This window comes from Pseudomonas sp. QTF5, from assembly GCF_000512695.2.
Classification (GTDB): domain Bacteria; phylum Pseudomonadota; class Gammaproteobacteria; order Pseudomonadales; family Pseudomonadaceae; genus Aquipseudomonas.
Genome location: NZ_AZRW02000016.1, coordinates 1 through 21,359 on the forward strand (window position 1 = coordinate 1; position 21,359 = coordinate 21,359).

Sequence of the window (21,359 nt, forward strand, 5' to 3'; positions counted from 1 at the left end):
TTGGTTAAGATCTTTCGTCTCAACCGAGGCGCGCATTCTACAGCAGCCCCTGTTACTGTCAAGTGGTTATTTTCAGAAGTTTTCAAAGTTTCCCTTGCAACTTCAACCACTTGCGCTTCCGATCTCTCGTTAGCGGGAGGCGAATTCTACAGCGTTACTCGCTGCTGTCAACACCTCTTTTTCTCCGCTTTCGACCGAGAAGATCGAACCGTCAATAAGGCGACAACACACCGCCTTACCAACTCCTTCTGACTTCAATAAACTGAAGAGTACCGCCGCCGAAAACTGCGTAACTCTTTGTTTGCCAAGGAGTTTTCCGCTTCGACTGCGCCGGAAGTGGGGCGAATTATAGACTTTCAGAATCTGCCGTCAACCCCTGCTTTCAGCTTTATTCGGATTTGAGCGTAATACGCGCAAATGCCTTCTTCCCGGCCTGGCAAACATGGGTCACGCCCACTATGTATATAAAGGTGCGATCGACAACCTCACCATCTATACGCACACCACCAGAAGCGAGAAGATCGCGCGCCATAGCGGAGTTCTTCACCAGGCCCGCTTTATTAAGGACAGCAGCAATCGGCATATCTTCAGCAGCGGTCAATTCGATCTCTGGCAGATCATCTGGCAGCTCACCGTCTTTCATACGGTTGCCCGCCGCACGGTGGGCATTGGCCGCAGCCTCTTCTCCGTGGAAGCGCGCGACGATCTCTTCGGCCAGCTTGATCTTGATGTCACGCGGATTCGCACCCGCCTCAACATCCGCCCGGAATGTATTGATCTCTTCCATGGAGCGGAAGCTGAGCAGTTCGAAGTAACGCCACATCAGCACATCCGGAATAGAAACCAGCTTGCCGTACATGACACCCGGCGCTTCCTGGATACCGACGTAGTTGCCCAGCGACTTGGACATCTTCTTCACGCCATCCAGGCCTTCGAGCAATGGCATAGTCAGAATGCATTGAGCCTCCTGACCATAACCACGCTGCAGTTCGCGCCCCATCAGCAAGTTGAACTTCTGATCGGTACCGCCCAGCTCGACATCCGCGCGCAACGCGACCGAGTCATAACCCTGAACCAGCGGATAGAGGAACTCGTGAATAGCGATTGGCTGATTGGTCGTGTAACGCTTGTCGAAGTCGTCGCGCTCAAGCATGCGCGCCACGGTGTATTGCGAAGTCAGGCGAATGAAGTCGGCTGGCCCCATCTGATCCATCCAGGTGGAGTTGAAGGCCACTTCGGTCCTGGCCGGATCAAGAATCTTGAAGACCTGAGTCTTGTAGGTCTCGGCATTCTCGAGAACCTGCTCACGGGTGAGCGGAGGACGTGTCGCGCTCTTGCCACTCGGATCACCGATCATCCCGGTGAAGTCCCCTATAAGGAAGATCACCTGGTGCCCCAGCTCCTGGAACTGACGCAGCTTATTAATAAGCACGGTGTGACCCAGGTGCAAATCCGGCGCGGTCGGATCGAAGCCTGCCTTAATACGCAGCGGTTGGCCACGCTTGAGTTTCTCGATCAGCTCGGACTCGACCAACAGTTCTTCTGCACCACGTTTGATCAGCGCTAGTTGCTCTTCAACCGACTTCATAACAGACCCGCAAGGCTCAGATTCAAAGGGGAACAACCATACAAGATCGCGCACCAAATACAAGTTTTGCCCGGCGCACGGACGCCAATCCACGGACAGGGCGTTCGCAGACTTGCTTCAGAGTTGATTTGGTTATATTTTATACAGTTATTTCGTCTTCATCATGTCATTCATCTTTTCCAATTCATCTTTTCAAAGTCAAAACTACCTATGACCACAGAGCCGTCTAAAGCGCCGCCGCTTTACCCGAAGACCCACCTGCTCGCAGCAAGTGGCATCGCCGCCCTTCTCAGCCTGGCGCTTCTGGTATTCCCTTCCAGTGATGTTGAAGCCAAAAAGACGACCCTGAGTCTTGAACTGGAAAGCCCTGCAGAACAACTGACACAAGACCAAGACGCCGCCGATGTCGTCCAAGCCACAAATGAGCCGGCAGCCTCCCCCTTCGCGCAGATCGAAAACAGCGCCGAAGACACTCAGCAAGCAGCCCAGGAAACCGCCCAGCCCGCCCCTGCGCCAGCCGTCGAAGAAAAGAAAGCGCCAGGCCATAAGGAAGTGATCGTTGCCAAAGGCGACACTCTCTCGACCTTGTTCGAGAAAGTCGGCCTTCCGGCGACTTCGGTGCATGAAGTACTGGCCAGCGACAAGCAGGCCAAGCAATTCAGCCAACTCAAACATGGCCAGAAGCTTGAGTTCGAACTGAGCCCGGATGGCCAACTGACCAATTTGCACAGCAAAGTCAGCGACACGGAAAGCATCAGCCTGACCAAGAACGACAAGGGTTTTGTGTTCAACCGCATTACCGCCAAGCCCACTGTTCGCTCCGCCTACGTTCATGGCGTGATCAACAGTTCGCTGTCGCAATCCGCCGCCCGAGCCGGTTTGTCCCACAGCCTGACCATGGATATGGCCAGTGTGTTTGGCTATGACGTCGACTTTGCCCAGGATATTCGCCAGGGTGACGAGTTTGATGTGATTTACGAACAGAAGGTCGTCAACGGCAAAGCAGTCGGTAACGGCCCGATCCTCTCTGCACGCTTCACCAACCGCGGCAAGACTTACACCGCGGTGCGCTACACCAACAAACAAGGCAACAGCAGCTACTACACAGCTGACGGCAACAGCATGCGCAAGGCGTTTATCCGTACTCCGGTAGACTTTGCCCGCATCAGCTCGAAATTCTCCATGGGCCGCAAGCACCCGATCCTGAACAAGATCCGCGCCCACAAGGGCGTCGATTACGCCGCCCCACGCGGTACGCCGATCAAGGCTGCCGGTGACGGCAAAGTATTGTTGGCGGGTCGTCGCGGCGGTTACGGTAACACCGTGATCATCCAGCACGGCAATACCTACCGCACGCTGTACGGCCATATGCAAGGCTTCGCCAAAGGCGTCAAGACTGGCGGCAGCGTCAAGCAAGGTCAGGTGATCGGCTACATCGGCACCACCGGTCTCTCCACCGGCCCGCACTTGCACTACGAGTTCCAGGTCAATGGCGTGCACGTCGATCCGCTGGGCCAGAAAGTAGCGATGGCCGATCCTATCTCCAAAGCTGAACGCTCACGCTTCCTCGCGCAAAGCCAACCGCTGATGGCGCGCATGGATCAAGAGAAAACCACCCAGCTGGCTTCGAGTAAACGCTAAGCCATGGCGCTCTATATAGGTGTGATGTCCGGGACCAGCCTTGATGGCCTGGACATTGCGTTGATCGAGCAAACCCCGGCGATCAAGCTGATCGCCACCCATTACATCCCTATGCCTGATTCCCTGCGCGCCGAACTGCTTGGCTTGTGCGCCAGCGGCCCGGATGAGATTGCCCGCTCCGCCATCGCCCAGCAGAGCTGGGTGAACCTGGCCGCACAGGGCATTCACACCCTCCTCGACCAACAAAACCTGAAACCTGACGACATTCGCGCGATTGGCAGCCACGGCCAAACCATTCGCCACGAGCCGGCGCGCGGGTTCACGGTGCAAATCGGCAACCCTGCCTTGCTCACCGAGCTGACCGGCATCACCGTGGTCAGCGATTTCCGCAGCCGCGATGTAGCCGCCGGCGGACAAGGCGCGCCACTGGTTCCAGCCTTTCACGAAGCCCTGTTTGAAGAACGGCCTGGCAACCGCGCGGTATTGAACGTCGGCGGGTTCAGCAACCTCAGCCTGATCGAACCCGGCAAGCCTGTTGCCGGGTTTGACTGCGGTCCCGGGAATGTCCTGTTGGATGCCTGGATTCACCAGCAACGCGGCGACAACTTTGATCGTGACGGCCATTGGGCTGCCAGCGGCAAGGTCAAACCGGTTCTGTTGAACGAGCTGCTCAGTGATCCATTCTTTGTGACCCAAGGCCCGAAGAGCACCGGCCGCGAAGTGTTCAATCTGCCATGGCTGATGCAGCATCTGTCGCAGCTACAGACCTTTGCTGCCGAAGACGTACAGGCCACGCTGCTTGAGCTGACTGCGCTGACCATTGTCGAGTCATTGCAAAGCGCCCAATCAGATACCGAGGAGCTGCTTGTCTGTGGTGGCGGCGCGCACAACGCCACGCTGATGAAGCGCTTGGCCAGCCTGTTGCCGAACGCGAAAGTCAGCAGCACCGCTGCGTATGGTGTAGACCCGGACTGGGTCGAAGCCATGGCCTTCGCCTGGCTGGCCCATTGCTGCCTGGAAGGCATCGCGGCCAACCGCCCGAGTGTCACCGGTGCCCGCGGCCTGCGCGTACTCGGCGCCATCTACCCCGCCTGGACCTGAACCCCAGACAGCAAAACGCCGCAGAGTCCTGAGACTCTGCGGCGTTTGGTAATGCGGTGAGGGTGCGATCAGATCGAGAACGAAGAGCCGCAGCCACACGTGGTGGTAGCGTTCGGGTTCTTGATCACGAAACGCGAACCTTCCAAACCTTCCTGGTAATCCACTTCGGCACCTGCCAGGTACTGAAAACTCATCGGATCGACCACCAGGCTGACGCCTTCGCGCTCGACGATGGTGTCGTCATCGGCCACTTCTTCATCGAAGGTGAAGCCGTACTGAAACCCTGAACAACCGCCGCCCGTAACGAATACGCGCAGCTTCAAGCGATCATTCCCCTCTTCATCGACCAGGCTCTTCACCTTGTGCGCGGCACCGTGGGTGAATTGCAAAGCCGTGGGGGTGAAGGATTCGACGCTCATGCTGACTATCTCCCGGCGTTACGCCGCCATAATGCGTGATGACGCGCATTATCCGCTTCTCCCAGAAAATCGGTCAACTATTGTTACGGTATATCAATCAACCCAATTGCCAGACCACAATGCAAAAAGGCCCGTTCGACGGGCCTTTTTGCTGAGCGGGATAAAGCCTTACGGCAGCATGCCCGCATGGGACAGGCCCAGACGCTCATCGAGACCGAACAGGATATTCAGGTTCTGCACCGCTTGACCGGACGCGCCTTTGACCAGGTTGTCGATCACCGACAATACCACCACCAGATCACCATCCTGCGGACGATGCACGGCAATACGGCAAACGTTGGCACCGCGCACGCTGCGGGTTTCCGGATGGCTGCCGGCAGGCATCACATCGACGAACGGTTCGTTGGCATAGCGCTTTTCGAACAACGCTTGCAGATCCACCGAGCGATCCACGACAGTCGCATAGAGCGTCGAGTGAATACCGCGAATCATTGGCGTCAGGTGCGGAACGAAGGTCAGCCCCACGTCCTTGCCCGCTGCACGACGCAGGCCCTGGCGGATTTCCGGCAAGTGACGGTGCCCTTTGACGGCGTAAGCCTTCATGCTTTCCGACGTCTCGGAGTACAGCGAACCTACAGAAGCACCACGACCGGCGCCGCTGACACCGGATTTGCAGTCTGCAATCAAACGAGTGGTGTCGGCCAGACCGGTCTCAAGCAATGGCAGAAAACCCAATTGCGTGGCAGTCGGATAGCAACCCGGCACAGCAATCAGGCGCGCTTGTTTGATTTGCTCGCGATTGACTTCCGGCAGGCCGTAGACCGCTTCCTCCAGCAATTCCGGAGCGCCATGCGGCTGGCCGTACCATTTGGCCCACTCATCGGCGTCTTGCAGACGGAAGTCTGCCGACAGGTCGATGACCTTGGTCCCGGCAGCCAGCAACTCACCCGCCAGCGCATGCGCAACGCCGTGCGGTGTGGCGAAGAACACCACGTCGCAGGCCCCGAGGGTCTTGATGTCCGGAACGCTGAAAGCCAGGCCGTCGTAATGGCCTCGCAGGTTCGGGTACATATCGGCCACGGCCAGGCCGGCCTCGGATCGGGAAGTGATCACTACCACTTCAGCCTGCGGATGCTGTGCCAACAGACGCAGCAGTTCGACACCGGTGTAACCCGTGCCGCCGACGATACCGACCTTGACCATAAACCTACCCTCAACGAACCCACTGGAAAGCCGTCGATAATAGGGGCCGCGCGGCCCTGCGACAACTGTCAAGGTGACGTGCGGCGGCTCAAGCCTCTACTATCCGGGCTAACGTGAACCTGGGAATACCTGAAAATGCTCTATCTGTGGCTCAAAGCGTTTCATATCGTCAGCATGGTCTGCTGGTTTGCCGGCCTGTTTTACCTGCCGCGCCTGTTCGTCTATCACGCCCAAAGCGAAGACACCGTCAGCAAGGAACGCTTCAGTATCATGGAGCGCAAGCTGTACCGGGGCATCATGGGCCCGGCGATGATCGCCACTCTGGCATTCGGCATTTGGCTGATCAGTCTCAACCCAAGCGCCTACTTCACCCAAGGTGCATGGATGCATGCCAAGTTGACCCTGGTGGTGATCCTGATCGGCTATCACCACATGTGTGGCGCACAGGTAAAACGTTTTGCCCGTGGCGAAAACACCCGCAGCCATGTCTTTTATCGCTGGTTCAATGAGGTGCCGGTTCTGCTATTGCTGGCTATCGTAATTCTGGTCGTCGTTCGGCCGTTTTAAATCCAACAAGTGCAATTCACCCGGGGTACTTCCAATGTCGCTGCCCGTTTTGCTCGAACAACGTTTGCGTCTGCCCGTTGTGGTGGCGCCGATGTTCCTGATTTCCAATCCTGAACTGGTGCTCGCTTGCTGCCGCAATGGCGTGGTGGGCAGCTTTCCTGCGCTGAACCAGCGTGAGAGCAGCGGTTTCAAGGCCTGGCTAGAGGAGATCGAAGCAGGACTGGCAATACTGGAAAACCCCGCGCCTTACGCGGTGAATCTGATTGTCCACAACAGCAATCCGCGATTGCAGGCGGATCTGGCGATCTGCATCGAGCACGAAGTACCCATCGTGATCACCAGCCTCGGCGCCGTGAAGGAACTGGTCGACGCGGTGCATGGTTACGGAGGCCTGGTATTTCATGACGTGACGACGCGTCGTCATGCGGAAAAAGCGGCTGAAGCCGGCGTGGACGGTTTGATCGCCGTGGCTGCGGGCGCCGGTGGTCACGCCGGGACCTGGAGCCCGTTTTCGCTGATCGCCGAGATTCGCCAGTTTTTCGATAAGACCCTGTTGCTGGCCGGCTGCCTGAACCATGGCCATGAAATTCTAGCCGCGCAATTGCTCGGCGCGGATTTGGCCTACTTCGGTACACGATTTATCGGCACCACGGAAAGTCATGCGCCTGACGCGTATAAGGAGATGCTCCTGACTTCCAAAGCCGCAGACATCGTCCATACTCCAGCGGTGTCGGGCGTACCGGCAAGCTTCATGCGCCGGAGCCTGGAAGCTGCCGGTTTCGACATGGCAGCCCTGCAAGGCAAGGGCGAGGTGAACTTCGGCTCCAAGCTCAAGCCGTTGAGCGATGAAGCCAAAGCCTGGAAAACCGTGTGGTCCGCAGGCCAGGGCGTCGGAGAAATCGAGGACCTGCCGAGTGTCGAACAATTGGTCGCACGTCTCGATGCCGAATATCGAAAAGCGCTGGAACTGGCGGCGGCGCTGCCCGAGCGCTGGCCGCGCTGACAGGAAAACTTGGCCAGCCCAACCCGGCCACCCCTACACTCCAAACTTGCAATACCGTCTATTACAAACTCTCGCGACAAGGATGCCTCGGCCATGAGCGAAAACCGTTTCAAGATCGTCTTCGAAGGCGCTCTGCTGCCAGGTGTTGATGCCACCACCGCGAAGCTCAATCTCGCCGAGCTGTTCAAAAGCGATGTCGGGGCCATCGAACGCCTGTTCAGTGGCCGCAAGGTTGCGCTCAAACGCGACCTGTCACACGCCGATGCGCAAACTTACCTTCAGGCGCTGACGAAAACCGGCATCGATGCCCGAATCGAAACGGAACCCTCTATCGAGCTGAACCTGTCCGACGTTTACGAACGTGCTCCTGCCAACAGCCAACCTGTCACGGCAGATCCCGATTCTCCCTATGCACCGCCCCGAGCCTCTGTCGGCGAAACACTGCCGGAGTTTTCTGCACTCAAGGCATTCAGTTTTGTTGGCCGCATCGGTCGCTTGCGCTTTTTGGCCTGGACGATGGCGCTTACGCTGGTGACGCTTGGCGTTGGCGCCGTGCTGGCAATTTTCGGTTTCGCACTCATCAGCACGGACTCGACTGCTGGTTTGATTCTCGCTGGTCTGCTGGCCTTTATCCTGGTCGTGGTGCTCGCATTCATCAGCATCCAGTTCAGCGTGCAGCGTCTGCACGATATCGGCTGGTCCGGCTGGCTCTGGCTGCTGAACCTTGTGCCGGTCGTGGGCAGCATTTTTCCGTTCGTGATAATGATCGTGCCGGGTAACAACACTGCCAACCGGTATGGCGCACCACCGCCGCCCAACAGCAACGCGGTCAGGGTGCTGGCTTCGCTATGGCTGGTGTTTATCGCAATCATGTTTGTCGGCGGGCTGACTGGAGGCCTCACCGCGATCCAGGATGAGTACGAAAGCGCCACCGACAACATCTATCAAAGCAGCGCGGTGATCACCGACGAAGTTGAAGTCGAGCCGGCCGAAGAGGCCGAACAAGCGCCAAATTCATCCGATGATGCAGCCGAAGCTGCCGAGCCCACTGTAGACTCTGCGAAAGAATGAACAGCGCTCCCCGCCCGTGACACCTGCGTCGCCGGCGCGGAGCTGTTGCGATGGAGAACTGCATGACCCGTTACGCTCTGATCACTGGCGCTTCCAGCGGCATCGGCCTGGCGATGGCCGAAGCGCTGGCCCGGCGCGGCCGCAGCCTGATTCTGGTGGCCCGACAGCGTGATCAGCTGGAAAGTATTGCTATTGAATTGACCCAACGTTTTAGTGTGGAAGTGCTGTTTCGCGCCTGTGACCTGGGCGAGCCGCTAAGGCTGTCCGGATTTTTGCTGGAGCTGGAGGAAGGCGATCGGCAGATAGATTTGCTGGTCAACTGTGCCGGCATCGGTACCTGCGGCCCGTTCCTGGCCCAGGACTGGATGACCGAGCAGGACTTGATCGAAGTGAACATCCTGGCCCTCACTCGCTTGTGCCATGCCATCGGCAACAGCATGGCCTTGCAGGGCGGCGGGCAGATTCTGAACGTCGCCTCGGTCGCGGCGTTCCATCCCGGCCCATGGATGAGCACTTACTACGCCAGCAAGGCCTACGTACTGCATTTTTCCGAAGGTTTGCGCGTCGAACTGAAGAAATGCGCGGTCAAGGTGTCGGTGCTCTGCCCCGGCCCGACCCGCACGGCGTTTTTCCGCACCGCGCAACTGGACACCGACAAACTGGTCGAGAGCAAACTGCTGATGAGTCCGGAAGAAGTCGCGCTCTATACCGTGCGCGCCCTGGAGAAAAATCGCGCCATTATCATCCCCGGCCGCCTGAATCGCTGGTTCGCGTTCCTGCCGCGGCTCGGCTCACGTTGGCTAACCCGGACAATCGCGGGCATGGTCAACAAAGCCTATTGCCCGCGCTGATCAATCCTCAAGGCAAAAGGCTGGGCTCTGACATAACCCATGGTTACACTCAGGCCAGCCCAAACAACGGAGAAAACAGCTGTGGATACTCTGTTCACCAAGATCATCAACCGGGAAATCCCGGCGAAGATCATTTACGAGGACGACCAGGTACTGGCCTTCCACGACATCGCGCCACAGGCCCCCGTGCATTTCCTGGTGGTCCCGAAGAAACCGGTGCGCACCCTTAACGACCTCACCGAGGACGACAAGGCTTTGGCCGGGCATATTCTGTTCACGGCCCAGCGTCTGGCTCTGGAATTGGGCTGTGAAGAAGGTTTCCGGGTGGTCATGAACTGCAATGAATTGGGCGGGCAGACCGTCTATCACATTCATATGCACGTGCTGGGTCAGCGCCAGATGCACTGGCCGCCGGGCTGATGTGGCGAGGGAGCTTGCTCCCGCTGGGCTGCGCAGCAGCCCCAATCCATGCGCCGTATTTTTCAGCCCGATCGATGGGCTGAATTTACGACCGCTTCGCGGCCGCGGCGGCTACTCCCTCGCCACAGATGACCCAACGCAAACCCTCCCCCGGCCGATTGGGTTAAACTGGCCGCCGAGATTCTTCCCGGAGGTCAGCATGACTACCCAACGTCACTACTCGCCGATTGACCGTCTTCTGCTGCAAGCCGATGCCGCGATGCGTACTTTGTTGCCCTTCAGTGGTCAGCCCTACCGTCCGTCGCCTGCCATCGTGCAGCCGGATGCGCAAATGAGCGACGAGGACACCCGACACGTCGCCGGTTTGATGCGCATCAACCATACCGGCGAAGTCTGCGCCCAGGCGCTGTATCAAGGTCAGGCCCTGACCGCCAAGCTGCCGAAAGTGCGCGCCGCCATGGAGCACGCCGCCGAAGAAGAAATCGACCATCTGGTCTGGTGCGAACAACGCATTCATCAGTTGGGCAGCCATACCAGCATCCTTAATCCGCTGTTCTACGGCATGTCATTCGGGATTGGCGCGGTCGCCGGGCTGATCAGCGACAAAGTCAGTCTGGGTTTCGTTGCTGCCACCGAGCATCAGGTCTGCAAACACCTGAACGAACACCTTGAGCAACTGCCAGCCGAGGACGAAAAATCCCGGGCGATTCTTGAGCAGATGCGCATCGATGAAGAGCATCATGCTGAAAGTGCGCTGGATGCGGGTGGATTTCGTTTTCCGGCGCCGGTGAAGTTCGGGATGAGTTTGTTGGCCAAGGTGATGACCAAGAGTACTTATCGGATCTGAGGATCAGGTTGTTAAATAGGGCCTCTTCGCGGGCAAGTCGGATCGCCGCACCGCTCGCTCCTGCAAGGGTTCTGTATTCCAACAAATAAAAAAGGCGATTACCGCAAGGTAGTCGCCTTTTTTGTACTCAAAAATCTTAGCTCGGCATGTTGCGCGCGTAGAAGATTTCGAGCTTTTCGTGTTTCACACGCTCAGTCACCTGGGCACGTTGCTCAGGGGACAGGTTGCTGGTGGCGTCGCCGAACAGGTAGTTATCCCCATTCGACGTTCTTCAACAGCAGACGTCAGCTATCGATCGCCAGAGTCTGCACTGCGTTAATGATAGTGGAATGTCGATTCAACCGAGTTCGATAATCTCGTAGTCGTGGGTAATCACCACGCCAGCCGCGCCGAGCATGATCGAGGCCGAGCAATACTTCTCGGCCGACAGCTCGATGGCGCGCTTGACCTGAGCTTCCTTCAGTCCTCGGCCTTTGACCACGAAGTGCATATGGATCTTGGTGAAAACCTTCGGATCTTCGGTCGCACGCTCGGCTTCGAGGAAGGCTTCGCAGCTTTCGACGGCCTGACGGGACTTCTTGAGGATGCTGACCACATCGAAATTGCTGCAGCCGCCAACACCCAGCAGGAGCATTTCCATCGGCCGGACACCCAGGTTACGACCGCCGGCATCGGGCGGACCGTCCATGACTACGACATGACCGCTGCCGGATTCACCGAGGAACATGGCTTCGCCAGCCCATTGGATGCGTGCCTTCATCGCCAAGACTCCACTGTATAAAAAAGGGTCGCCAGCTTAGCACGGGCCCTTGATTGGCAGCGCTTCGCTTTCCTAGGACATAACCATCTGCGCTGTAGGCAAATTCTCGAATCTTCTAGGAATGTGTCTGTTAAGCTGACGTCAATTCGATGGCGTATAGCCAGCTTTGTAGCGAATAAAAGATCGCAGGCTTCGCCAGCTCCTACGAAAAACAAACACACCGTGCAGTCTTTTCGGGATACAACCATGGTTGCTATTACCCCCACTCCCAAAATCAAGAACCTCGACAAGCTATTGATGCATTGTCAGCGCCGTCGCTATGCCGCCAAGAGCAACATCATTTGTGCTGGCGACCGCTCGGATACGCTGTTCTTCATCATCAAAGGTTCGGTAACCATCCTGATCGAGGATGACGACGGCCGTGAAATGATCATTGCCTACCTCAACTCCGGCGACTTTTTCGGCGAGCTGGGTCTGTTTGAGCAAGCCGGCCTGGAACAGGAACGCAGTGCCTGGGTACGTGCCAAGGTCGAATGCGAAGTCGCGGAAATCGGCTACGCGAAATTCCGCGAGCTGTCCCAACAAGATCCAGACATTCTTTACGTACTCAGCGGACAAATCGCACAACGCCTGCGCAATACCACGCGCAAGGTCGGCGACCTGGCGTTCTTCGACGTGACCGGTCGCGTTGCGAGCTGCCTGCTGGAGCTGTGCAAACAGCCAGACGCCATGACCCACCCGGATGGCATGCAGATCAAGGTGACCCGTCAGGAGATCGGCCGGATTGTCGGTTGTTCCCGTGAGATGGTCGGCCGCGTGCTCAAGGATCTGGAAGAGCGCAACCTGGTCGACGTCAAAGGCAAGACCATGGTGGTCTTCGGTACGCGCTAAGCTCGAAAACTCAAGCTCAGAAAACCTAAGCTCTGGAAACGAAGCTTCGAGAACTTAAGCTCCGAGCATTTCCGCCAGCAACTGCCGGTATAGTGTATCGAGCCGCTCCAGCGCCTCAGGAGCGGTAAACTTTTCATGCAGGGCGATATGGCTTTCAGCGCGAACCCGCTGCTCCAGGCCACAGGCTTCATTGAAGCGATTGACCGCCGCGACCATCGACTCTCGTTCGTTATCGATCAACATCGCCCCGTGCACCAGGCCGACCGGACGCTGACCGCCCATGCTCTGGCGCCACCGCTGAGCGGTGCCGACCATCTTTCGACCATCGAGGTTGACGTTGAAACGGCCGTCGCAGAACGCGCCCTCAATTTCGCCCAACGACGAAGTGCCGCCCAGCTCATCCAGTAACTGACAGATCGGATCGCACAGACGCCGGTAGCCGGTTTCGATGCGGTTCAGATCGCCTTCGCTGCGCGGTGGGGCATATACCAGTGCGATGTTGATCGTCGAGGCCGATTGCGGCACTGGCTCGCCGCCGGTTTCACGCAGCAGTACTGGCCAGCCGGCGGCAGCGGATATTTCGCACGCCGCCTCGAACTGCGGCAGACGATTCAAGCGACGAGGCATGACCAACGCGCGGTCAGTGGGTTGCCAGAACAGCAGACCGAACTCCGACTCACCGGTGCACACATGGGCCAGCAGATCCTGTTCGGCGAGCAGGCCGGCTTCGATGGTCAGAGGGGTTGGTGAGGTCATAAGGTATTCCATAGGACGGTCAGTCTGTGGTGCATCTTATGCCGCCTTCGCGAGCAAGCCCGCTCCCACAGTTGTTCCGCGTCGTCTGGATGAACGCGGGCTAATGTGGGAGCGGGTTTGCTCGCGAAGGGAGCGCCCCGATTTTCAATCAATCGAGCGTAGAACCGCTCACTGAAATGCCACGCTCGGGAAAGAACAGGCGTTGCAGTTCGGTACCCGGGCTTTCGGCGCGCATGAACGCTTCGCCAACCAGGAACGCGTACACATCGCTGATTTCCATCAGTTCGACATCGGCCCGGTTGAGGATGCCACTCTCGGTGATCACCAGACGATCACGCGGAATACGCGGTAACAGGTCGAGGGTGGTTTCCAGATTGACCTCGAAGGTGTGCAGGTTGCGGTTGTTGACGCCCACCAGCGGCGTGTCGAGGGTTTTCAAGGCCCGCTCCAACTCGTCGCCGTCGTGGACTTCCACCAGCACATCGAGACCGACGCTTTTTGCCACGGCCGCCAGCTCGGCCATTTTCACATCGTCCAGTGCGGAGACGATCAACAGCACGCAGTCAGCGCCCAGGGCACGGGATTCGACGATCTGGTACGGATCGATCATGAAGTCCTTGCGGATCACCGGCAGCTTGCACGCCGCCCGGGCCTGCTGCAGATAAGCGTCAGCTCCCTGGAAGTAGTCGATATCGGTGAGCACCGACAGGCAAGTCGCCCCGCCCTTTTCGTAACTCCTGGCAATGTCCGCAGGCACGAAGTTCTCGCGAATCACGCCTTTGCTCGGCGAAGCTTTCTTGATTTCAGCAATGACCGCAGGCTGTTTTGTCTTGGCCTGATCGATCAATGCCTTGGCAAAACCGCGGGGTGCATCGGCCGCCTTGGCCAGACTTTCCAGCTCCGCCAGGCTCACGCGAGCGCTACGCTCGGCGACTTCCTGGACTTTGCGGGCCAGAATATTTTCCAGAACCGTCGGTACACTCATCCCTCATTCTCCACTTTGAATACCGCGGTAAATGCACCCAACTCCTCAAGTTTTTCCCGAGCGAGGCCTGTGTGCAGCGCATCGTGCGCCAGGGCAACGCCTTCTTTCAAACTGCTGGCATGGTCGGCGGCGTACAGCGCGGCACCGGCATTAAGCACGATCATCTCGGCGGCTTTCTGGCCATTCTCAGTCTTGCGCTTGCCCAAGGCATCGCGGATCAGCTCAAGGGAGGCCGCCGGGCTTTCCACCGCCAGACCGTGCAGGCTTTGACTCTTCATCCCCAAGTCTTCGGGTTCGACCCAATACTCGGTAATCTGATCATTCTTCAGCTCAGCCACAAAGGTCGGCGCCGCCAGACTGAACTCGTCCAGACCATCTTTCGAATGCACCACCAGCACGTGTTTGCTGCCCAGGCGTTGCAAAACTTCGGCCAATGGCCGGCACAACGCCTGACTGAACACACCCACCACCTGATGCTTCACACCGGCCGGATTCGTAAGCGGGCCGAGCATGTTGAACAAGGTGCGCAAGCCCAGCTCGCGGCGCGGGCCAGCGGCGTGCTTCATGGCACTGTGGTGGGTCTGGGCAAACATGAAACCGATGCCGACGTTGTCGATGCAGCGCGCTACTTGAACCGGCGTCAGGTTCAGGTAGATACCCGCGGCTTCCAGCAAGTCGGCGCTGCCGCTTTTTCCCGACACCGCACGATTACCGTGCTTGGCGACGGTGCAACCGGCCGCCGCGACTACGAACGAGGAGGCGGTCGAAACGTTGAAGATATTCGCGCCATCACCGCCGGTACCGACCACATCGACCACGCCGTCGAGGGTGTTGAGTTCGACCTTGTCCGCCAACTCGCGCATTGCCGTCACCGCGCCGACGATCTCATCGATGCTTTCGCTCTTCATGCGCATGGCCATCATGAACGCGCCGATCTGCGCATCCGTGCATTGCCCGGTCATGATTTCGCGCATGACATCGCGCATCTCATCGGTACTGAGGTCGAGGTGGCCGACGATACGGCTCAGGGCTGTCTTGATATCCATGGAAAGTCCTTAGCGCGTGCCGCCGGTTTGTTTGAGGAAGTTGGCGAACAGCTCGTGGCCCTGTTCGGTGAGGATAGACTCAGGGTGAAATTGCACACCCTCGATGTTCAGCGTCTTGTGGCGCAGGCCCATGATCTCGTCGACCGAGCCGTCTTCGAGCTGGGTCCAGGCAGTCAGTTCGAGGCAATCGGGCAGGGTTTCGCGCTTGACGATCAGTGAATGGTAGCGGGTGACCGTCAGCGGACGATTCAGGCCTTCGAACACGCCCTTGTCCTCGTGAAATACCGGACTAGTCTTACCGTGCATGACTTGACGAGCACGGACCACATCACCACCAAAGGCTTGGCCGATGGACTGGTGACCCAGGCAAACGCCGAGAATCGGCAGTTTGCCTGCGAAGTGCTTGATCGCCTCGATGGAAATACCGGCTTCGGTCGGGGTGCACGGACCGGGAGACACGACAATGCGCTCAGGATTGAGAGCTTCGATTTCGGCAATAGTGAGTTCATCGTTGCGCACGACTTTGACCTCGGAGCCCAGCTCGCCGAGGTATTGCACAACGTTGTAAGTAAAAGAGTCGTAGTTATCGATCATCAGCAACATGGCGTTAAGAACCTCTTGAATTCACTGACTTTTAATACGGCCTTCGAATGATTTACCCGCAGTGCGCTGCGCTTTGTCAGGTGCTGGAGTGGCGCCAGCAAAGCGGCATTTCATACAGGTAAAGAAGGCAAAGCGGTACAGGTCCGGCCAGGCCGGCAGAAAAGATTCAGGCGCGCCAACGCCAACGGGCGTGTGCCTTGATGACTTGATCCAGAAGTTTGCTGACGATCAACACGGGGAAGGTCTCATTCATACGTCTCGGCACAGTAACTTAGCTGGGCAGAGCGTGCAATATGGCCGAGGCGACAGCTCCCGAAACAATTGGAGAGCTCGCGACAGATGGCAAAAGGCCGTAAGTTTTTGGTACTGTCGTTTCGTTCACTACAACAATAAATAAATGGACTTGCTCATGATCAAACAGACGTTGCTTGTACCGCTCGCCGGATGCCTGCTCGCCACTGCCTGTGCCCAGGCGATTGCCGCGCCCAATCCTTATTCGAATTTCGTCGTCTTCGGCGACAGTCTCAACGATGCCGGGCAGTTTACCGACACGGGTGGCCCTGCCGGCGCGACAGAGCGTTTTACCAACCGGACCGGGCCGGTCTACCTGGATGGCAGCGGTGAATTACGCTCATTGAACTCCACGCAATTGTTGGGTGGGCGTCTCGGATTCCCATCCGACCAGACCGCCGCCTCGACCTCGGCCGCGCGCGCCAATCAAGGGCTGGCGGATGGCAACAACTGGGCCGTCGGCGGTTACCGTACCGACCAGATTCTGGAGTCGATCACTACCGAATCGGCCACGGGCGAACGCACCCGGGCAGGTTATCTGCCGACGAACAACTTCCGCGCCGATCCTAATGCGCTGTATTACCTTTCCGGGGGCGGCAACGACTTCCTTCAGGGCCTCGTGCTTAATACCACCCAGGCCAACGCCGCGGCGGATCGCCTGGCCGACAGTGTGCAGACCCTGCAAAGCGCCGGCGCCAAATATATCGTGGTCTGGCTGCTACCGGACCTGGGCCTGGCGCCAGCCATTAACGGCAGCCCATTGCAGTCAGCGATCTCGCAATTGAGTACGGACTTCAACCAGCAGTTGGTCACCCGACTCGCAGGGATCAATGCCGAAATCATTCCGCTGAATATTCCATTGCTACTGCAGGAAACCTTCGCCGACCCGGCGCGCTTCGGCCTCGCCACCGGTCAGAACCTGACGGCTACCTGCTTCAGCGGCAACGGTTGCACGGAAAATGCCGTGTATGGCATCAACAGCGCAACCCCGGACCCGAGCAAGCTGATCTACAACGACTCGGTTCACCCCACTGAAACCGGGCAAAAGCTGATTGCCGATTACGCCTATTCCTTGCTGGCGGCACCTTGGGAACTGACGCTGCTGCCGGAAATGGCCCACGCCACCTTGCGCGCTCACCAAGATGAACTGCGCAGTCAATGGCAATCCGACTGGGAGAACTGGCAAGCCGTCGGCCAATGGCGCGCGATTGTCGCTGGCGGTGGTCAGCATCTGGATGTCGATAGCCAAAGCAGCGGCGCCAGTGCTGATGGCAGCGGCTACAACCTGAATATCGGCGGCAGCTATCGCCTCAATGAAGCCTGGCGCGTCGGTGTGGCAGCAGGCTTCTATCGCCAGAACCTGGATGCAGGCAGCAACGATTCGGACTACAAACTCAATAGCTATCTGGCGACTGCCTTCGCCCAGTTCCAGCAGAATCGCTGGTGGGCCGATGCCGCGTTGACCGGTGGCAAGCTGGATTACGACAATCTCGAACGCAAATTCGACCTGGGTGTCAGCGAAGGTGCGGAAAAGGGTGATACCGATGGTCATCTCTGGGCCTTCAGCACTCGCCTTGGCTACGACATTGCCCAACCGGGCAGCGAATGGCACCTGTCACCGTTCATCAGCGCCGATTACGCCAAAGTGGAAGTCGACGGCTACTCGGAAAACAGCAACCGCGCCACGGCGCTGACTTTTGACGATCAGACCCGAGACTCGAAACGCCTGGGTATCGGCTTGCAAGGCAAATACAACTTCACCCGTCAGACCCAGGTGTTTGGCGAATATGCCCACGAACGTGAGTACGAAGATGATGTTCAGAAGGTAAACATCGCCCTCAATAGCCTGCCCGCTAACGACTTCACACTGGAAGGTTATACGCCACAGAGTCACTTGAACCGCGTGAGTCTGGGGGTCAGCCATAAATTGACCGCCGATTTGGCGTTGCGTGGTGGTTACACGTTCCGCAAGGATGATGACTTTACTCAGCAAGGGGTGAGCGTTGGGGTTGCGCTGGACTTCTAAATCGCAGGCAATAAAAAACGCGGCGCCCTTACACAGGCGCCGCGTTTTTTATGGTGTATGCAAAATCCATGTGGGAGCGGGCTTGCTCGCGAAGACGGCGGCACAGTCAACATTGATGTTGCCTGACCCACCGCTTTCGCGAGCAAGCCCGCTCCTACAGGTTTTGCGTACTTAGTTGTCCGGCGTCTGCTCGGCGAGGGCCACGGCGCGGAACATGGCGCGGCGTTTGTTCAGGGTTTCTTCCCATTCCAGCGCCGGCACCGAGTCGGCGACGATGCCGCCACCGGCCTGCACGTGCAGTTCGCCGTCCTTGATCACCGCGGTGCGGATCGCAATCGCGGTGTCCATGTTGCCGTTCCAGGCGAAGTAGCCGACCGCACCACCGTAGACGCCACGCTTGACGGGTTCCAGCTCGTCGATGATTTCCATCGCGCGAATCTTCGGCGCGCCAGACAAGGTGCCTGCCGGCAGGATCGCCCGCAGTGCGTCCATGGCCGTCAGCCCGGCCTTCAATTGGCCGGTGACGTTGGACACGATGTGCATCACGTTGGAGTAACGCTCGATAACCATCTTCTCGGTGAGTTTCACCGAACCGATCTCCGAAACGCGACCAGTGTCGTTGCGGCCCAGATCGATCAGCATCAAGTGCTCGGCGATTTCCTTGTCGTCCGACAGCAGGTCTTTTTCCAGCGCCACGTCAGCCTCTTCGTTGGCACCTCGCGGACGGGTGCCGGCAATCGGGCGCACGGTGATCAGGTTGTCTTCGACCCGTACCAGTACTTCCGGCGAACTGCCGACGACGTGGAAGTCGCCGAAGTTGAAGAAATACATATAAGGCGTCGGGTTGAAGCAGCGCAGCGCCCGGTACAGGTCGATAGGCGCTGCCTTGAAGTCGATCGACATACGCTGGGACGGCACGACCTGCATGCAGTCACCGGCCAGGATGTATTCCTTGATGGTGTCGACGGCTTTTTCGTAATCGTTCTGGGTGAAGCTCGAACGGAACACCGGATCAGCCGATTGCTGTTTGCTGAAGTCCAGGCCACGGCGCGGAGTGATCGGCTGACGGAGTTGTTCCAGCAGCGCTTGCAGACGCGCCTGACCTTGCTCGAAGGCATCTTCCTGCGACGGATCAGCCAGGACGATCGCGTGCATTTTGCCGGCGAGGTTATCGAACACCACCACCGCATCGGACACCATCAGCAGAATGTCCGGTACGCCCAGTGGATCCGGGTTCGGGCATTTGCCCAGACGTTTCTCCACATAACGCACACAGTCATAACCGAAGTAGCCCACCAGACCACCATTGAAGCGCGGCAGACCGGCGATGGTCGGCACGTTGTAGCGCGCCTTGAAGGCTTCGACGAAGGCCAGCGGGTCTTCAACGTCGTGGCTTTCGATCTCGACGCCGTCGTGGGTCACGCTGACGTGGTGATCGTGAACCCGCAGCACGGTGCGGCACGGCAGGCCGATGATCGAATAACGGCCCCATTTCTCGCCGCCCTGCACTGACTCCAGCAGATAGGAGTTGGGCTCGTCGGCCAGCTTCAGGTAAATCGACAGCGGCGTGTCGAAATCGGCCAGGGTTTCGCAGGCAAGCGGGATGCGGTTGTAGCCGGCAGCGGCCAAACGCAGGAATTCTTCGCGGATCATGAGGTGCCTCGTGGCTTGAGGGTCTAACGGTCAGGTGTGCAAACGCGCCGGTACGCCGGCCAGGAACAAGTCAGGCGCGCCAACGCCAGCGGGCCAGGGCCTTGATGACTTTCATCCAGAGTTTGCGAGTGACCACCACGATGGCGTTTCCAGGAGGGGATTGAACAGCGTCGGGCAACGTTATCTCAGCGGCCGGATCCAGGCAACCGGGAATTAGTTTGCGCAGATCATCGATCACCAACGCCGGCGATTCTTCGGCAATCGGTCGACCGTGGTTATAGCCGTAACTGAGGGCAACGCATTTGACCCCCGCCGCTTTCGCCGCCAGCACATCGCTGCGCGAGTCGCCGACGAACAACGATTGCGACGCCGGAATGTTGGCCATTTTCATCACGAAAAACAGCGCGGCCGGGTCAGGTTTCTTGTTCGGCAGGGTGTCGCCACCGATGATCCATTTGAAGTAGCGGCCGATCTTCATCTGATCCAGCAGCGGCGCGACGAAGCGCTCCGGTTTGTTGGTGATCAGCGCCATTTCGACGCCTTGTTTGTTCAGCCACTTGAGGGTGTCACGCACGCCGGGGTAAACCACCGTCAGTTCGTGACCGTCTTCATAAAAGCCGTTGAACAATTCCAGGGCACGCTCGGCCTCGACCTCATCGACACCCTCAGCGTCGATGTGGTTGGCCAAGGCCCGGCGCACCAGCATGTGCACGCCGTTGCCAACCCACTCGCGCACCGGTTCGATACCAGCAGGTTGACGCCCGAGTTTGAGCAGCATGTTATCCACAGCCGCCGCGAGATCAGGGACCGAATCGACCAGCGTGCCATCCAGATCGAACATCACCAGCCGCGGCAGACGCCCGGGGAACAGCTGCTCAAAACCGCTCATGGGCGAGCCAGCGCCAGTTCGGAGCGCATTTTTTCAATCACTTCCTGGTAGTTCGGCGCATTGAAGATCGCCGAACCGGCGACGAAGGTGTCGGCGCCAGCAGCAGCGATTTCGCGAATGTTGTTCACGTTCACGCCACCGTCGATTTCCAGGCGAATGTCACGACCGGAGGCATCGATCAGTGCCCGCGCTTCACGCAGTTTGTCGAGAGTGCCGGGAATGAACTTCTGCCCGCCGAAGCCAGGGTTGACGCTCATCAGCAGGATCATGTCGACCTTGTCCATCACGTACTTGAGCACGTCCAGCGGGGTCGCCGGGTTGAATACCAGCCCCGCCTTGCAGCCGCCTTCGCGGATCAGTTGCAGGGAACGGTCGACGTGCTGCGTGGCTTCCGGGTGGAAGGTAATGTAGGTCGCACCGGCCTCGATGAAGTCACCGACGATGCGGTCCACCGGGCTGACCATCAGGTGCGCGTCGATCGGCGCAGTTACGCCGTACTTGCGCAGCGCGGAGCACACCATCGGGCCGATGGTCAGGTTTGGCACGTAGTGGTTGTCCATGACATCGAAGTGTACGAAGTCGGCGCCGGCGGCCAGGACGTTGTCCACTTCCTCACCCAGGCGGGCGAAGTCGGCGGAGAGAATCGACGGAGCAATGACGAAGGGCTGCATGACGCACCTTTTTTGAGCAGAATCACGATGGCGCGCATTGTATACCTCATGCTTTGACGCGCGCACCGTGCTGCGAT

21 protein-coding genes and 1 pseudogene are annotated in these 21,359 nt (G+C 58.4%); 10 read left to right on the forward strand and 12 right to left on the reverse strand.

The genetic code is table 11. The features are described from left to right. Positions 1 to 388 precede the first annotated feature (388 nt). Positions 389 to 1,588: a tyrosine--tRNA ligase gene (tyrS, locus tag IC37_RS14570; RefSeq protein ID WP_030130034.1), complete on the reverse strand. Its 1,200-nt coding sequence runs from the start codon at positions 1,586 to 1,588 to the stop codon at positions 389 to 391. 210 nt (positions 1,589 to 1,798) lie between these two features. Here tyrS and IC37_RS14575 point away from each other — a divergent pair, with 210 nt between their 5' ends. Together IC37_RS14575 and IC37_RS14580 are read left to right on the forward strand one after the other, a co-directional pair. Next, positions 1,799 to 3,229: a peptidoglycan DD-metalloendopeptidase family protein gene (locus tag IC37_RS14575; RefSeq protein WP_030130033.1), complete on the forward strand. Its 1,431-nt coding sequence runs from the start codon at positions 1,799 to 1,801 to the stop codon at positions 3,227 to 3,229. A gap of 3 nt (positions 3,230 to 3,232) precedes the next feature. Then, positions 3,233 to 4,330, forward strand: coding sequence for an anhydro-N-acetylmuramic acid kinase (locus IC37_RS14580; protein ID WP_030130032.1), 1,098 nt, complete (start codon positions 3,233 to 3,235; stop codon positions 4,328 to 4,330). Between the two features lie 68 nt (positions 4,331 to 4,398). Here the strand turns inward: IC37_RS14580 and erpA are convergent, their stop codons facing one another. Beyond that, positions 4,399 to 4,749 (reverse strand): iron-sulfur cluster insertion protein ErpA, encoded by a 351-nt coding sequence (gene erpA / locus IC37_RS14585; RefSeq protein WP_007906865.1) that lies wholly within the window; start codon positions 4,747 to 4,749, stop codon positions 4,399 to 4,401. A gap of 168 nt (positions 4,750 to 4,917) precedes the next feature. Next, positions 4,918 to 5,952, reverse strand: coding sequence for an N-acetyl-gamma-glutamyl-phosphate reductase (gene argC, locus IC37_RS14590; RefSeq protein WP_030130031.1), 1,035 nt, complete (start codon positions 5,950 to 5,952; stop codon positions 4,918 to 4,920). Between the two features lie 135 nt (positions 5,953 to 6,087). Here argC and hemJ point away from each other — a divergent pair, with 135 nt between their 5' ends. The 6 genes from hemJ (at position 6,088) to coq7 (ending at position 10,711) form a co-directional block, all read left to right on the forward strand. After that, a complete protein-coding gene (hemJ, locus tag IC37_RS14595; protein ID WP_030130030.1) occupies positions 6,088 to 6,519 on the forward strand; it encodes a protoporphyrinogen oxidase HemJ in 432 nt (143 codons plus the stop codon). Between the two features lie 34 nt (positions 6,520 to 6,553). Next, entirely contained in the window at positions 6,554 to 7,522 is a 969-nt protein-coding gene (locus tag IC37_RS14600; protein ID WP_030130029.1) for a nitronate monooxygenase family protein, read from the forward strand. A gap of 93 nt (positions 7,523 to 7,615) precedes the next feature. After that, on the forward strand, positions 7,616 to 8,593 hold the full coding sequence (locus IC37_RS14605) for a DUF805 domain-containing protein (RefSeq protein WP_030130028.1): 978 nt from the start codon (positions 7,616 to 7,618) through the stop codon (positions 8,591 to 8,593). Positions 8,594 to 8,655: 62 nt separating this feature from the next. After that, positions 8,656 to 9,444 (forward strand): SDR family oxidoreductase, encoded by a 789-nt coding sequence (locus tag IC37_RS14610; RefSeq protein ID WP_030130027.1) that lies wholly within the window; start codon positions 8,656 to 8,658, stop codon positions 9,442 to 9,444. A gap of 81 nt (positions 9,445 to 9,525) precedes the next feature. Further along, the gene (locus IC37_RS14615) at positions 9,526 to 9,864 is read left to right on the forward strand and encodes a histidine triad nucleotide-binding protein (protein WP_007906873.1); all 339 of its coding nucleotides are present in this window, start codon (positions 9,526 to 9,528) and stop codon (positions 9,862 to 9,864) included. A 199-nt stretch (positions 9,865 to 10,063) separates the two neighbouring features. After that, positions 10,064 to 10,711 carry a 2-polyprenyl-3-methyl-6-methoxy-1,4-benzoquinone monooxygenase gene (gene coq7, locus IC37_RS14620; protein ID WP_008008345.1) on the forward strand — a complete coding sequence of 216 codons (648 nt, stop codon included), beginning with the start codon at positions 10,064 to 10,066 and terminating at the stop codon, positions 10,709 to 10,711. Between the two features lie 136 nt (positions 10,712 to 10,847). Here the strand turns inward: coq7 and IC37_RS14625 are convergent. Together IC37_RS14625 and IC37_RS14630 are read right to left on the reverse strand one after the other, a co-directional pair. Continuing rightward, positions 10,848 to 10,967, reverse strand: a pseudogene (locus IC37_RS14625) (S-adenosylmethionine decarboxylase); the annotation flags it as partial. Between the two features lie 81 nt (positions 10,968 to 11,048). Continuing rightward, positions 11,049 to 11,471 (reverse strand): OsmC family protein, encoded by a 423-nt coding sequence (locus tag IC37_RS14630; RefSeq protein WP_030130026.1) that lies wholly within the window; start codon positions 11,469 to 11,471, stop codon positions 11,049 to 11,051. 246 nt (positions 11,472 to 11,717) lie between these two features. Between IC37_RS14630 and crp the strand changes: the two genes are divergently transcribed. Further along, a complete protein-coding gene (gene crp, locus IC37_RS14635; RefSeq protein WP_030130025.1) occupies positions 11,718 to 12,362 on the forward strand; it encodes a cAMP-activated global transcriptional regulator CRP in 645 nt (214 codons plus the stop codon). Between the two features lie 54 nt (positions 12,363 to 12,416). Here the strand turns inward: crp and IC37_RS14640 are convergent, their stop codons facing one another. From IC37_RS14640 to IC37_RS14655, 4 genes are all read right to left on the reverse strand, one after another. Beyond that, a complete protein-coding gene (locus tag IC37_RS14640) occupies positions 12,417 to 13,118 on the reverse strand; it encodes a lipoate--protein ligase family protein (RefSeq protein ID WP_030130024.1) in 702 nt (233 codons plus the stop codon). A 148-nt stretch (positions 13,119 to 13,266) separates the two neighbouring features. Continuing rightward, positions 13,267 to 14,103, reverse strand: coding sequence for an indole-3-glycerol phosphate synthase TrpC (trpC, locus tag IC37_RS14645; protein ID WP_030130023.1), 837 nt, complete (start codon positions 14,101 to 14,103; stop codon positions 13,267 to 13,269). Beyond that, positions 14,100 to 15,149, reverse strand: a complete 1,050-nt coding sequence (gene trpD / locus IC37_RS14650) for an anthranilate phosphoribosyltransferase (protein ID WP_007906883.1) — start codon at positions 15,147 to 15,149, stop codon at positions 14,100 to 14,102. Before trpD ends, trpC begins: the two co-directional genes overlap by 4 nt. Before the next feature lie 9 nt (positions 15,150 to 15,158). Then, the gene (locus IC37_RS14655; RefSeq protein WP_008067458.1) at positions 15,159 to 15,752 is read right to left on the reverse strand and encodes an aminodeoxychorismate/anthranilate synthase component II; all 594 of its coding nucleotides are present in this window, start codon (positions 15,750 to 15,752) and stop codon (positions 15,159 to 15,161) included. 409 nt (positions 15,753 to 16,161) lie between these two features. Here IC37_RS14655 and estP point away from each other — a divergent pair, with 409 nt between their 5' ends. Beyond that, a complete protein-coding gene (estP, locus tag IC37_RS14660; RefSeq protein ID WP_030130022.1) occupies positions 16,162 to 18,069 on the forward strand; it encodes an esterase EstP in 1,908 nt (635 codons plus the stop codon). Positions 18,070 to 18,240: 171 nt separating this feature from the next. On the opposite strand, the gene trpE is transcribed toward estP, so the two are convergent. From trpE to rpe, 3 genes are all read right to left on the reverse strand, one after another. Beyond that, positions 18,241 to 19,722: an anthranilate synthase component I gene (trpE, locus tag IC37_RS14665; protein WP_030130021.1), complete on the reverse strand. Its 1,482-nt coding sequence runs from the start codon at positions 19,720 to 19,722 to the stop codon at positions 18,241 to 18,243. 70 nt (positions 19,723 to 19,792) lie between these two features. After that, a complete protein-coding gene (locus IC37_RS14670) occupies positions 19,793 to 20,611 on the reverse strand; it encodes a phosphoglycolate phosphatase (RefSeq protein ID WP_030130020.1) in 819 nt (272 codons plus the stop codon). After that, entirely contained in the window at positions 20,608 to 21,282 is a 675-nt protein-coding gene (gene rpe / locus IC37_RS14675) for a ribulose-phosphate 3-epimerase (RefSeq protein ID WP_008008336.1), read from the reverse strand. Before rpe ends, IC37_RS14670 begins: the two co-directional genes overlap by 4 nt. Between the last annotated feature and the right edge of the window lie 77 nt (positions 21,283 to 21,359).